The following is a 13,596-nucleotide window of genomic DNA, read 5'->3' as shown; positions in this document are numbered from 1 at the left end:
TAGGTGAGCCCGATACCGACCGGTCCGGTCACGGTCGGCGCCCGCCTCGACGTGCACTGCGTCTATCAGCCGTTCGTGGACCTCGACACCGGGGCGGTGCTGGCGTTCGAGGCGCTGATGCGTGGCCCCGGGGGGACGCCGCCGTTGGCGCTTCTGGAAGCGGCCCGGGCCGCCGGGCAGCTCGCCGAACTGGAGCGGGCCTCGCTGCTAGCCTCGCTGCGGGACGCCGCGCGGATGTCCGGCGGGCGGCCGGTGACGCTCTTCGTCAACCTGGAGCCGAGCACCCTGACCGAGCGGCTCGACGTCATCCTCGACGCGCTCGGCGAGCGGGCCGACCATGTGCAGATGGTCGTCGAGATCACCGAGCGGGCGCTGTTCGAGGACCTCGCCGGGGTGCTGACCGCGGCCGAGCGGCTGCGGGCCGCGGGCTGCGCCATCGCCCTCGACGACGTCGGTGTGCATCCGGAGTCGCTCGCCTTCATTCCGATCGTGCGGCCGAGAGTGGTCAAGCTCGACCTCAAACTGCTGCGGACGATCAACGATCCGGCCACCGTCGCCGTCGCCGGGGCGGTCCGGGCGTACGCCGAGGAGGCCGGAGCCGAGGTCGTCGCCGAGGGTATCGAAACGCCGGAAGACCTCACCCGGGCGCTCGTGCTCGGGGCCACCATGGGGCAGGGCTGGCTGTGGAGCCGGGGCGAGCGCCGTTTCCCGCCCTCGACGTTCCAGCCCGAACGGTTCAGGCCCCGGCCGATCGGCACGGCGTTGCAGAAGTCGCCGTACCAGCTGGTCGGCGCCGCCCGGCGGATCCGGCACGCGCCGAAGCACCTGCTCGTGCCGCTGTCGAAGACGCTGGAACTGATGGCGCTGCAGAGCGCCGTGCCGCCGGTGCTGCTGGCGGCCTTCGAGCACGTGCGGTTCTTCGGGCCGTCGACGATGCGCCGGTTCAGCGACCTGGCGGCCCGGCTGCCGTTCGTCGCCGTGCTCGGCGTGGACATGCCGCCGGAGCCGGCGCCCGGGGTGCGCGGCGCCGGCCTGCACCCCCGGGATCCGCTGGTCGACGAATGGACCGTCGTGGTGCTGGGCGCGCACATCTCGGCCGCGCTGATCGCCCGTGACCTGGGGGAGAGCGGGCCGGACGAGGACCGGCAGTTCGAGTTCGTCGTCAGTTACGACCGGGCTCTGGTGACCGCGGCCGCCCACGCGATGGTGGGACGCCTCACCCGCTGATGCTCCCCGGCCGTCGCCCAGCCGTGATGCCAGGACGACCAGGCCGGCGCCATCGCCGACCGGGACGGTCCTCCGGCCGGCCGGAGGTGGTGGCGCCGGGCCTCGGCGCGGACGGCCGCGGCGTTCGCCTCGCGGCGCAGGCTGTCCCTGGCGGCGACGGCGAGCTGGGCATCGTGCCAGGCCGTCGCCTCGGTGGCGGCGGCCCACCGGTACAGCTGGTTACGGACGGCGGCGATCGCCCGGCCCAGGACCAGCTCCTGATCGACCGGGTGCAGCTTCGGATTCCAGCCGCCCTCGCCCGCGGCCAGATCGGCCAGCACCGTGGCGGGCAGGTCACCGCGCTCGACGGCGGCCGCGGCGGCGCGGTGCAGGAAACGGGCGCGGTCGGCGAACTCGGCAACGGTCCGCCGGGTGCGCGGTGTCCGGAACGCGGTCGCCGCGCGGACCCGCGCCAGCCGCTCTTCGGCGTCCTGCCAGCTCTGCCAGGCCTCGGTGGCGGCCTGATCGGTCTGCCGCCAGTGCTCCCGCCAGCGCTCGGCGGCCTCGGCGGCGCGGGTGGCCGCGACCAGCACCTCGACGGCGTAGCGCTGGGCCTCGATCGCCTCGGCGTGCCACCGGGCGAGAGCGTCCCGGCGGCGGCGCACCGTCGGGATCCGGGCCAGCAGCAGGTGGAGTCGTCGCCACGCGTCCTGAGCGGTCGCCACCAGCAGGCCGGGAATCCGGGGCAGGAACAGCCGCAGGCGGCGGGCGACCCGGGCGCGGGCCGCCAGGGTCCGGGCCGGCAGACGGCGGAGATGCCGCTGCGCCCGGCGGCGGGCCGTTGCCGGCAACGCGGCCATGTGCGACAGGGACAGACGCAGATGCCGTCGCGCCCGGCGGCCAGTCGCGGCCGGCACTTCCGCCAGCCGCCCCTCAGCGCTCCGGTGGAGCGCGGTCAGACGCGCGGGGATGCTTGACAGCGACCGGCGGAGGCGACGGCCGGCCACCAGGAAGAGCGGGGACAGGCTCAACACGAGCGATGTCAGCCGGCGCATGTGGGTGAGCCACGCGGACGATCGCGGCCAGGTGCGCGACGGGTCCTTGGGCATGTGTCCGACCGTACCCGCAGGTCGTGGTCACCTCATCCGCCCCAGAGGGTGATGTGAGGCTCTTCGGAGAAACTGGGCGGGGGGGGGGGCGCCCGGACAGGGGGGGGGGGGGCGGGGGCGCGAGGGCGGCGGGGTGGGGGTGGGTGGCCCGCGGGGGGGCGCCCCCCCCCCGCCGGCCCCGCCCCCCCCCCGGCCCGGAAGGCGATCGGCGACTGGTGCGATCCCGCTTCGCTGCTCGCCGACCCGGACGTCACCCGGCTGATGGCGCCGGCGATGGGCCTCGCCTGAATCCCGTCTAGATCTTGGCGCCGACGGCGGAGCCGTTGGCCGGGACCAGGAAGCTGGACGACGGAATGGAGCCGTCGGCGGCGCGTGCCCCGGTGATCACCGACTGGTCGGTGCTGAGCAGGGTCCACGTGCCGCCGATGTTCCACGAGTTGCCGGAGGCGGTGGACGAGCCGAGGGCGACCGCGGTGGCGTTGCCGACGGCCAGGTCGGCGGTCAGTTTCGAGGTGGAGCCGCCGTCCACGTCGAAGCCGGTCTTCACGTTCTTCCAGGCGGTGCTGCGGTTGATCACGATGGCGCCGGTGTTGCCGTTGTCGGTGAAGCCGTGCGCCGCGTTGCTGAACGAGAACGTGTTGCCGACCGTGTGCGCGGCCGCCGGGCCGGTGCCGCTGCTGCCGCCCAGCTTGAAGCCGTTGCCGTCGCCGGAGAAGTTGGGGATGCTCCAGCGGTTGTAGCCGTTGCCGTACGCCACGCTGTTCTGGATCGTGATCGGCGAGGTGAAGAGCCACGCGTCGAAGCCGTCGTCGACGTTGTTCCACAGCCGGGCGCCGCGGACCACGTTGCCGGTGCCGGTGCCCTCCTTGATGCCGAGGCCGTCGGCGCTCTCGCCGTTCTTGCGCGGGTCCCGGTTGCCGTAGCTGTCCAGGTTCAGGATCAGGTTGTTCGCCGAGGACCCCTGCAACTGGAAGCCGGTCTCGTAGTTGCTCCGGGTCACCAGGCGGTCGAACGTGTTGTTGTTGCAGCCGGCGCAGTAGAGCCCGTACGGCCCGTTGGCGATTTCCAGGCGGACGAGCTTCCAGTACGACGCCTCCATGTGGATGGCGCCGCGCTGCGTGCTGGGGATGGTGGAGCCGACCGCGCCCGGGGTGTAGCCGAGGGCCTCGCCGTCGATGATCACGCGTTCGCTGCCGTACGCGGTGAGGGTGTAGGGCGCGCTTGCCGTACCGCTCTTGGTGATCTGGATGTTGGTGGTCAGCGTGTAGGTGCCGCCGCGGACCGAGACGGTGCCGCCGGCCGGGACCAGACTTATCGCTTTCTGAATGGTGGCGAGCGGCGCGGACAGGGTGCCGGCGTTGCTGTCGCTGCCGTTCGTCGCCACGTAGAGCGTGGTGGTGGCCGCCGATGCCGACGGGATTCCGGTGATGATTCCGGTGGTTACCGCGATGCCCGCGACAGCCGTGGCCAGCACATTCCGGGATTTCATGGGGATCTCCTTTGCGGGAACGCGCCGACGTGGGGGAATGCGCTTTCCCGCCGGGAACCTACAGCAGGGTTCGAGGTGGGTCAATCCGTCATGGTTCGCAGTGGGTGCGACTGCAACATTCCTGCAAACGGAAAGCATTGACGGCCTCGGATGCGCGATTTTAGGGTCGGCCACAAGGTTTCGCGGAGGTTTCACAGCCGCGGACGGTCACATTCCCCGATGCGACCGTCCACATCCCCTCGACGCTGTTTCCGCTACCCGTCCCCGTTCCCCCGGGAGTAGCCATGCGCAAGATCGGATGGCTCGTGGGCGGCGCCGCGATCACCGTGCTCGCCAGCGCGGTGATCGGCGGCCCCGCCCGGGCCGACGCCCTGTTCACCGACGATTTCGACGACGGCAACGCCGACGGCTGGAGCCGCAACGGCGGCGCCTGGTCGATCGTCACCGACGGCACACCCGCCTACCAGCAGACCAGCACCGGCACCAGCGCCCGCGCGCTGGCCGGAACCACCACCTGGACCGACTACTCGGTGCGGGCACGGGTCAAGCAGATCGGCCCCGGCACCTCCGCCGGGGTGGCCGCCCGCGCCCAGTCCACCAGCCAGTACTACACCCTCGTGATCGCCGGCGGCGCGGCCCAGTTGCAACGGGTGTCCGGCGGCACGGCCACCACCCTCGCCACCGCGGTCGTCGGCGGCAGCGCCGGGACGTGGCGGACCCTCGCGCTCGACGTGCGGGGCAGCGCGCTCACCGGCTACGTCGACGGGACCGCCGTGGTCCGGGCCGCCGACAGCACGTTCGCGCGGGGCAGGATCGGGCTCGTCACGTCGTACGCCGCCGCGGTTTTCGATGATGTCGCGGTCGACACCGCCGCGCCGGGCCCCGGCCCGTCGCCCACCTCGCCGTCACCGACCACCCCGCCGCCGCCCGGCGGATGCGCCGTCACCGGCGCGGCGACCGGCTTCGCGGCCGGCACCACCGGTGGCGCGGGCGGCCCGACCGTCCAGGTCGACACCGCCGCCGAGCTGCTCTCCTCGATCGCCACGCCCGGCCCGCTCACCGTCTGCGTCGCCGGCACGATCACGCTGCCCGCCGGCATGTACGACGTGAGCAGCGACAAGTCGATCGTCGGCGTCGGCGCCACCGCGGGCGTCACCGGTGGCGGATTCAACATCGGCCTCCCGGTTTCGGACGTCACCTCGCCGCCCGCCGACGCGGTGCACAACGTGATCGTCCAGAACCTGACGTTCCGCAATGCCAGTGACGACTCGATCAACGTACAGATGTACTCCCATCACGTATGGATCGACCACAACGATCTGGCCCAGGGCTACGACGGGCTGATCGACATCAAGCGCGGGTCGTCGCTGGTGACGGTGTCGTGGAACCACACCCACCACCACACCAAGAACATGCTGCTCGGCCACGACGACGCGAACGGCGCGCAGGACACCGGGCGGCTCAAGGTCACCTACCACCACAACTGGTTCGACGCGACCCCGCAGCGCAACCCGCGGGTCCGCTTCGGAGAGCCGGTGCACGTCTACAACAACTACTACTTCTACAACACCGACACCGGGGTGGCCTGCCAGAACACCGCCGGGTGCGTGGTCGAGGGCAACTACTTCGAGGACGTCGAGGAGCCGGTCACCAACACGTACGCCGGGCCGTCCGGCCGCTGTGTGGCCCGCAACAACGTGTTCGTGGGGGAGTCCGGCGCACCCGATTGCAGCGGCACCGTGCAGGAGCCGTCCGGTTACTACGGCTACACGCTGGACGACCCGAACCAGGTGAAGGCGATCGTCACCGCCGGCGCGGGCGTGGGGAGGCTGTGATGCACACGCTGCTTGCCCTCATGTTGGTCTGGCCCGGCCCCTTCCTCTCGACGTCCACCGCGGACGGTTTCGCCACCGGGACCACCGGAGGCGCGGCCGGGCCCACGGTCACCGTCACCAACTCTGCCGACCTCGCCCGTTACGCGGGCGCGAACACGCCGTACACGATCATGGTCGCTGGCCGGATCTCGGCGGGCGGCATGATCACGGTCGTTGCGAACAAGAGCATCCTCGGCGTCGGATCCACCGCCGAGATCACCGGCGGCGGCCTGCAACTGGGCACCACCACCCGGCCCGGCAACAACGTGATCATCCGCAACATCCGGTTCGGCAACGCCTCGGACGACTCGATCAGTGTCACGAACAAGGCGCACCACGTGTGGATCGACCACAACGAGTTCCTGCCCGGCTACGACGGATCGCTCGACATCAAGCGGCAGTCCACCAACGTGACCGTCTCCTGGAACCGGTTCCTCGGCACCGACAAGACGATGCTGCTGGGGCACTCCGACACGTACACCGCTGATGTCGGATATCTGCGGGTCACCTACCACCACAACTGGTTCGAGGGCTCCAACCAGCGGCATCCGCGGGTGCGCTTCGGTGAGCCGGTGCACGTCTACAACAACTACTACGACAACATCGGGCTGTACGGCATCGCGTCCACCGAGAACGCCGGTGTGGTAGCGGAGGGCAACTACTTCGAGAACGTGCCCTACCCGTGTCATTCCACCGGTGGTTACGCCGAAAGTGCCCCGGGGCGGCTGGTGCAGCGCGGCAACGCGTTCGTGAACTCCGGCACCTGCGAGGCGGGCGGGTCAGTCTCCGAACCGTCGACGTTCTACTCGTACACGCTCGATCCGGCGTCGTCGGTGCCGTCGCTGGTCACAGCCGGCGCCGGGGTGGGGAGGCTGTGATGCACGGAATCCTGTCAGCGCTGCTGTTCTCGTCGACCCTGTTCGTGGCGGCGCCCGCCGCGGCCGCGGACGGGTTCGCCGCCGGGACCACCGGCGGGGTGGGCGGGGCCACCGTCACCGTCGACACCACCGACGAACTGCTCGAGGCCATCGACACGGTGGGCCCGCTGATCATCCAGGTGTCCGGCACGATCGCCATCACCAGCAAACAGGGGGTACGCCCCAACAAGACGATCGTCGGCCTCGGCACGAACGCGACGATCACCGGCGGCGGGTTCGACATGTACCGGTCGTACAACGTCATCATTCGCAACCTGACGTTCGTCGACGCCGAGGACGACGCGATCAATGTGGGTCAACAGTCACACCACGTGTGGATCGACCACAACACGTTCGTCCGGCCGGTCGACGGGTCGATCGACATCGTGCGCGGCGCCGACTACGTCACCGTGTCGTGGAACCACTTCGCCGGCACCGACAAGAGCATGCTGATCGGCCACTCCGACGGGGCGTCCGGCACCGACGTCGGCCATCTCAAGGTGACCATCCACCACAACTGGTTCGACGGGTCGCGGCAGCGGCATCCACGGGTGCGCTTCGGCGAACCGGTGCACGTCTACAACAACTACTTCGACGGCAACGAGCTGTACGGGGTCGCGTCCACGATGAACGCCGGCGTGGTCGTGGAGGCCAACTACTTCAGCGCGGTGCCGTACCCGTGCTACTCCACCGGCGGTTACGCCGACAGCGGCCCGGGCCGCCTGGTCCAGCGGGCCAACATCTTCACCGCCTCCGGCACCTGCCAGGCCGGCGGGACCGTGGTGGAGCCGCGTACCTACTACTCGTACACCCTGGATCCGGCCTCGGCGGTGCCGTCGCTGGTCCAGGCGGGCGCGGGAGCCGGCCGGATCTGAGATCCGTCCGCCGGCCGGGCGGCGAGGCCGCGGCAGCCTCGCCGCCCGGCGAATCAGGCGGGCGCCTGGAACAGGACCGACGACTGGCCGTCGCGTTCCCCGGGGCGCGGCTGCCGGACCATGCGGGCCACCTCGCGCAGGCCGACCGTCTCCGCCCGCGCCGCCACCTCGTCGGCCGTGTAGTTGTAGCGCTCCAAGTCGACGTCGTAGCCCATGCCGCGGTAGATCTCGCCGACGTCGCGGCTGCCCAGGCCGTGCTGGAAGCCGACGAGCAGGTGCCCGCCCGGCCGCAGCACCCGCGCCGCCTCGGCGAAGATCCGGTCCTGGCCGGCCGGCGGCGTGTGGATGATCGAATACCACAGCATGACGCCGGGGAACGCGTCGTCCGGGAACGGCAGCCCGGTCAGTGACGCCACCGAGAAGGCCAGCTCGGGGCTCTCCTTGCGGGCCCGGGCGATCATGCCGGGGGAGAGGTCGACACCCTCGGCCAGAATGCCGCGGCCGACCAGATACCGGCTCAGCCGACCCGAGCCGCACCCCGCGTCGAGAATCCGCGGCTCACCGCCGGCGATCACCGCGGCGGCGAAGGCGTCGACCATCGCCAGATCGAGCGCATGTTCGGCGCTGGTGTCCGGAAAATAGTCGGCGTACGCGTCCGCGACCGTGTTGTAGGCCCGCTCCACACCGCGATAGTCCATTGAGTCCGTCACGCCCGGCATCATCGCACCGGCGGCCCCAGCCGCATGCCGAGGACGTGTCCGCTCTCCGGCGGCCGTTCGCGCTGTGGTCGATCTTGCTCGGCTGGCCGTCAGTGCTGTCTCGCGGGCGTCGAGACAGCACTGAGCACCAGCCGGGCCAGCAGCCGCTATCCGGACAGTCCCGTGCCGACGGCCAGGCCGGGGGCCTCCATGCCGTTCGCGACGGTCAGGAGGCGGTCGGCCAGGGCAGGGTCGGCGGCCCGCACCGCGGTGAGGTCGGTCCGGGTGTCGAGCTGTTGTGTCCACAGGACCGCCCGGCCCACCTCCAGCAGGCACAGCGCACGTGCCGGGTCGCCGGCCGCGCAGGCGCAGGCCGCCGCGTTGTCGGTCAGGTGCCGCCAGTCGAGCAGCAGCAATTCGCGGCTGGTCCGGTTCAGGCCACGCCAGGCCAGCAGCGGCAGCAGGTCGACGGCGGCCGCGAACCCGTCGGCGGCGTCCGCCCAGTCGGCCATCGCCGCGGCGCTGCGGCCCCAGTGATGTGCCGCCTTCACCCGTTCGGCGACCGGGGACGACCGCACCGCGACACCCTCGTACGCCGTGTCGCGGGCCCGTCGGCCGTCCAGCGGCCGGTTCGACAGCGCGTGGCGGGATTGCAGTGTGCCGCTGAGATTCGACAGGTACATGACCCGGTCGGGGTGCCCGTCCGGGGTGCCGTCGACGGCCGCCTCGAACAGGCGCACCGCCTCGTCGAGATCTTCGGCCGCGCCGGTGGCGTCGAACCGGTGACACAGCGCGAGGCCGAGGTTGGAAACATACCCGGGAAGTTCCGGATCGTCCGGCGGCAGCAGCGTGATCGCCTCCCGCAGCGCCTCGATCGCCTCGGTGAGGTCCGGCAGCCGCCGGTGCGCCTCGAAGCGGATCTGGAGGACCACGCCGAGGTTGCTGAGCAGCTCGGCCCGGCCCAGCAGGGTCGTGCCCGCACCGCCCGGGATCACGGTCGCGGCCCGGCAGGCGTCGACCGCCGCGTCGAGATCCGCGGGGTTCCGCACGCGGTCGTACCGGCCCCGCAACGCCACTCCGAGCGCCGACAGGGTCGTGGGCCGTGCCGGGTCGCGGCGCCGCAGCGCGGTGAGCGATCGCCGGAGGACCTCGATCGCCTCGTCCACGTCGTAAAGTTCGCCGAGGTGGCCGAACCGGATCGTCAGCATGGTGCCCAGACCGGACAGAACGATGCCGTGGGCCAGACGACGGCGGCGCCGGGGCAGCCGTTCCAGCACGTCGCGTTTCAGGTCGATCGCCTCGTTGAGGAACCGGATGTCGCCACTGAGCTCGAACCGCTCACGCAGCCGGCCGGTGAGCAGGTCATGGGTGGCGAAGTCCGCGTCCGGGGTTCGCGCCAGCCGGTCCCGCAGCAGCGGGAGCTCGAAATCGATCCGTTCGAGCTCGGGCGTGTCGCCGATGCGGTCGACCCGGGCCGCGGCGCCGTCCCACCGCTCGCGGGGGATCTCGTCGATGTCGCGGCGCGCCCGCTCCGGCACGATCTCGTCGCCCTGCCGGTGCAGCAGCAGCTCGGAGAAGTGGTCGAGCGCGGCCGCATGGTCGTCGGCCGGCGACGGGCCGGCCAGATGGCGGCACCAGTGCAGCCATCCGGACAGGGCCAGCAGCTCCCACTCGGCGGGCCCGCCACCGCCCTCCCACAGGGCGGCGTAGACGGTGGCGAGCCACAGCCGCCGGACCTCCTCGACCGCCTCCGGGGCCAGCACGGCGGCGGCGTCCCCGGACCGGCGGTAGGCGCCGATCCGGGCCGCGATCGTCCCGGCCAGGGCGATGGCCTGCTCGGACGCGGTCGGCATGGCGGGTCAACCTCTCAGGGCGTACAACTCCACCAGGGCCTCGGACAGGGCGACCGGATCACCGTCGCCGAACGGGATCCGCCGTGCGGCGCCGAAGTGGTCCGATTGCGCTTCGTCGACCCAGATCTCGGTGATCCGGTGCTCGCTACCCGGATCGTACGACGAGGTCGACACCGGCTTGTCCAGCTCGGCCAGCAGGGTCAGCCCGCCGGGAAGTTCGGTCCACAGCCGGGTGTACGGCGAGTACGAGGTGCCGTGCCCCTCACCGTGCCAGCGGCCGTTGACCGGCTCCTCGAACCGGGTGTTCCGGACCGGCCCGAAGCCGGGCAGGCTGGTCGCCGCCCGCTCGGCCTCGGTGAGCACCACCGCGGGCCGGTTCACCTGCGGGAACGGCTGCATGATCTCGTAGTCGGCGAAAACCCGTGCCCACGACGTCAGATCGTCACCGAGTTCCGCCGGGTGCACGATGCGCAGCCGGGCGTCGCCGTCGAGGGTCACCGTGTCGTCGTCGAGGTCGGCGAGACTGCCGTCCTCGGCGACCCGTACCGCCCGGATCAGGCGGTCGCCGGCGTCGTACTCGCCCCACAGAAGCCGGCGCGTGATCGGGCCGAGGATCGGGTGCGGCAGCAGGAAGCCGGGCAGGTCGCGGGCCGGCCGCTCGTAGCGGGCGAACATGTCGCGTTCCAGGCGGACGAGCTGCGCCGCCGCGGCCGCCCGCAGATCCTTCTTGAACTGGAGGAACCACGGGTACGCCTCGGGCTTGGTGTCCTTCACGCCGGGCTTGGGCGGCCGGGCCAGCAGTTTCCCGGTCGGCCCCTGCACGAAGGCGGTCAGGTGCTCGTCGGTGACCACCGGGAACGAGCGCGGTCCGTAGTCCAGTGTGATCCCGGCGTCCAGGCCGAGCGCCGGCGCCAGCCGGTCGGCGACCTGCGCCACGGTCATGCCGCGGCTCGCGGCGGCCTGGGCGAGGTAGACGCGGAGTCGCTGGTTGCGGGATCCGGGTGTCATGCGCTGCTCGATCGCCAGCAGATGCCGCATCGCCGCGTCCGAACCGATCGCGCACAGCACCGCGTACCCGTCGATGGCCCGCTGGTGACGGCTGTCCTGCGGCCAGGCGCGCACCTTGGGCGCCAGATAGTCCACCGTGGCATCGTCGCCGAGGTGCGCCTGCGCCACCACCACCCACGCCTCGGACGGCGGAAGGCCACCGGCGATCCACGCCTCCACCAGCGCCCGCCCGAATTCCGCCACACTCTGCCGGTCACACTCGGCGATCAGCTTCTGCGCCTCCGGGCTGGGCGGCGCCACCATCGGCTGCGCGGCCTCCCACGACTCGACCACCACCGGCCGGCCGAACGGCCCCTCCGGAACACCGGGCGCCGGCTCCGGCGGATCCGCCAGCCGCGACGAGGTCAGCGCCAGGATCAGGCGGCCGGTGTCCTCGGCCGGCATGGTCCCGCCCGCGGCCAGCAGGACCTCCGGCAGTTCGCCGAGGATCAGCCACGGCGGAACCTTCACCCTTCGCGTGGCTCGCGCCGGCGTCGAAAACAGCGAGGGTACGGGAGTGAGCACGCCGTCGTCCGCTCCCACCAGGGCGATGACCGCGGCGTGCACGCCTGCTCCGTACCCCTCGGCGGTCTTGATCAGCATCGGACCGTGACCGATCGACGCGAGATGGCGCACCGCGTCCTCGGCGTTGCGCCGGCCCGCGCCGGCCCGCCCGATCGTGGCCGGAACCAGTGCCCGCGCCGCGTTCTCGGCGTGCCGCTCCAGCCACAGCCGTGCCCACATCCGGGCCGAGCCGAGCTGGCGCAGCCATCCCGCCGCGAGACGGGCCGGCTCCGGACCGCGGAACGGCAGCAGCAGCACGCCCAGTTGGTCGGCGGAGTGGGCGGCGCCCGCCACGGCGAGCGGCAGCGCGTCCACTCCCAATCTGGCCACCGCGACCCGGCTCAGGTCGATCCGGTGCGGCACCCGGTACCGCATCTCGTCGGTCTTGCCGAGCAGCTTCCGCGCGGTCGCCTCCGGGCCCTCGGCGAGCAGCCACGACACCTGCCGGGACTTCAGATCGGTGAGGTCCTTGGCGGCGTCCACCGCGTCGGCCCAGCCGGGTTGCTCGGGTCCGTGGCCCAGCGCCGCGGTCCGCGACAGCCACCGCTCCCGCTCGCCGTCCTCCCACGCCATGACCGTCGCATCGTCCGTCACCGGCACACCCCCGTGCTCGTCCCTGTCTGTAGCCGGAGACCGTATCCGAGCGCCGCTCAGGCCGCGCCGGCGGAGGAACGGACGTGGTGCCGGCCGACCGGCGCCTGATCATTTCGCGTTGTTCATGATCACCTCCCTGGCTGGGGGGACCGATACCTACCCGATCTCCGGGCGTTTCCGGGCAGTGCCGAGGCGATCCCGCTGCCGGACGGATCCGCCGACGCGGTGCTGGCCGGAAACGCCCTGCACTGGTTCGACATGGACACCGCCGGGCCGGAGATCGCCCGGGTCCTCGCACCCGGTGGTGTCCTGGCCGGACTGTGGAACGTCGTCGACGACCGGGTCGACTGGGCCGCCGGCCTGGCGGAAGTCAGCGGCAGCGCCGCTATCGGGCCACGGGACACACCGGACAACTGGCGTGCCGAGGCCGCCCGCCTGCCGCTGCCCGGCTTCGGTGTGCCCGAGGTGGCCGCGTTCCCGCACGGGCAGCGGCGCACCGCCGACTCGCTGGTCGCGACGCTGGCCACCCGGGCGGGCATGCTGGTCATGCCGCCGGCGGAGCGGGAGGCCCTGCTCGGACGGATCCGCGCCTACCTGGCGAGTCGTCCGGAGACCGCGGAGGGAGAGTTCACCTTTCCGATGCTGACCTGTGTGCTGACTTCGCGGCGCCCAGGGACGCGGCCGCTGCGGATTACACCGAACGCCTCTCCTGCCGGATGACTCGCGGGCGCCTGTAGGGAAGCCGACAACTGGCCCTGAACAACCTGGTCATGCTCTATGTAGACGTCGTGGACGGCGGTGAATACCGGTTCGGGCCGCAGGCGTTGATCATCTATTCTCGGGGGGATTTTGGAGCGACGAGGGCGGAACGATGCGTAAGCAATTGACGACAGTGGCGGCGATCCTGGCGGTGTGTGTGCTGGCCGGATGCACGGGCGGCAGCGGGACGCCGAAGTCCTCGAAGACCACCAGGCCGGGCTCGAAGACGACCACCCGGACCACCGTGAAGACGACCACGAAGGCGAGCCCCAACCCGGTCGTGACGGCCAGCGGCCCGAGCCGGTTCGTCCTCGTGGTCAAGCAGGAACTGCCGGAGATCGCCAAGGACCGTACCGACCAGGACATCCAGGCCATCTCGGACACCGCCTGCGCGGCGCTCGCCGCCGGTGATCCCGCGGACGAGATCGTCGCGGTGACCCGCTCGCTGGGCACTCTCGACGCCGAGGCGACCGACCATGCCACCGCCCGCGAGCTGATCAAGCTGGCGATCGACAGCGACTGCCTGAAACAGGCGCCCCGCGTCGACGAGTTCTGAGCCGTCTGGCCGAAGCCGGTGACCCGCCGAGCAAGGCCCGGCGGGTCACCGGAAC

At 71.7% G+C, this 13,596-nt stretch carries 10 protein-coding genes and 1 pseudogene; 6 read left to right on the top strand and 5 right to left on the bottom strand.

The window, feature by feature from the left end:
• Nucleotides 1–3 precede the first annotated feature (3 nt).
• Nucleotides 4–1,227, top strand: coding sequence for an EAL domain-containing protein (locus KZ829_RS44515; RefSeq protein WP_220144625.1), 1,224 nt, complete (start codon nt 4–6; stop codon nt 1,225–1,227).
• On the opposite strand, the gene KZ829_RS15660 is transcribed toward KZ829_RS44515, so the two are convergent.
• Nucleotides 1,167–2,315, bottom strand: a complete 1,149-nt coding sequence (locus KZ829_RS15660; RefSeq protein ID WP_220144624.1) for a hypothetical protein — start codon at nt 2,313–2,315, stop codon at nt 1,167–1,169. The genes KZ829_RS44515 and KZ829_RS15660 overlap by 61 nt on opposite strands.
• 295 nt (nt 2,316–2,610) lie before the next feature.
• The gene (locus KZ829_RS15655) at nt 2,611–3,804 is read right to left on the bottom strand and encodes a right-handed parallel beta-helix repeat-containing protein (protein ID WP_220144623.1); all 1,194 of its coding nucleotides are present in this window, start codon (nt 3,802–3,804) and stop codon (nt 2,611–2,613) included.
• Nucleotides 3,805–4,088: 284 nt separating this feature from the next.
• On the opposite strand from KZ829_RS15655, the gene KZ829_RS15650 reads away from it, so the two are divergent.
• The 3 genes from KZ829_RS15650 to KZ829_RS15640 are packed head-to-tail and all read left to right on the top strand — an operon-like array spanning nt 4,089 to nt 7,470.
• A complete protein-coding gene (locus tag KZ829_RS15650) occupies nt 4,089–5,639 on the top strand; it encodes a pectate lyase family protein (protein ID WP_220144622.1) in 1,551 nt (516 codons plus the stop codon).
• Entirely contained in the window at nt 5,639–6,556 is a 918-nt protein-coding gene (locus tag KZ829_RS15645; RefSeq protein ID WP_220144621.1) for a pectate lyase family protein, read from the top strand. The genes KZ829_RS15650 and KZ829_RS15645 overlap by 1 nt, the downstream gene beginning before the upstream one ends.
• A complete protein-coding gene (locus KZ829_RS15640; RefSeq protein ID WP_220144620.1) occupies nt 6,556–7,470 on the top strand; it encodes a pectate lyase family protein in 915 nt (304 codons plus the stop codon). Before KZ829_RS15645 ends, KZ829_RS15640 begins: the two co-directional genes overlap by 1 nt.
• A gap of 53 nt (nt 7,471–7,523) precedes the next feature.
• Here KZ829_RS15640 and KZ829_RS15635 read toward each other — a convergent pair whose 3' ends face one another.
• From KZ829_RS15635 to KZ829_RS44510, 3 genes are all read right to left on the bottom strand, one after another.
• Nucleotides 7,524–8,180 carry a class I SAM-dependent methyltransferase gene (locus KZ829_RS15635; protein WP_308285501.1) on the bottom strand — a complete coding sequence of 219 codons (657 nt, stop codon included), beginning with the start codon at nt 8,178–8,180 and terminating at the stop codon, nt 7,524–7,526.
• Nucleotides 8,181–8,335: 155 nt separating this feature from the next.
• Nucleotides 8,336–10,021, bottom strand: coding sequence for a tetratricopeptide repeat protein (locus KZ829_RS15630; RefSeq protein WP_220144618.1), 1,686 nt, complete (start codon nt 10,019–10,021; stop codon nt 8,336–8,338).
• Between the two features lie 6 nt (nt 10,022–10,027).
• A complete protein-coding gene (locus KZ829_RS44510; protein ID WP_220144617.1) occupies nt 10,028–12,226 on the bottom strand; it encodes a DUF4132 domain-containing protein in 2,199 nt (732 codons plus the stop codon).
• Nucleotides 12,227–12,412: 186 nt separating this feature from the next.
• Here KZ829_RS44510 and KZ829_RS15620 point away from each other — a divergent pair.
• A pseudogene (locus KZ829_RS15620) lies at nt 12,413–12,946 on the top strand (methyltransferase domain-containing protein); the annotation flags it as partial.
• 151 nt (nt 12,947–13,097) lie between these two features.
• The gene (locus KZ829_RS15615) at nt 13,098–13,541 is read left to right on the top strand and encodes a hypothetical protein (protein WP_220144616.1); all 444 of its coding nucleotides are present in this window, start codon (nt 13,098–13,100) and stop codon (nt 13,539–13,541) included.
• Nucleotides 13,542–13,596: the final 55 nt, after the last annotated feature.

This window comes from Actinoplanes hulinensis (assembly GCF_019429605.1).
GTDB lineage: Bacteria > Actinomycetota > Actinomycetes > Mycobacteriales > Micromonosporaceae > Actinoplanes > Actinoplanes campanulatus.
The sequence above is the reverse complement of the archived record's forward strand: the minus strand, read 5'-3'. Positions and strand labels throughout refer to the sequence as shown.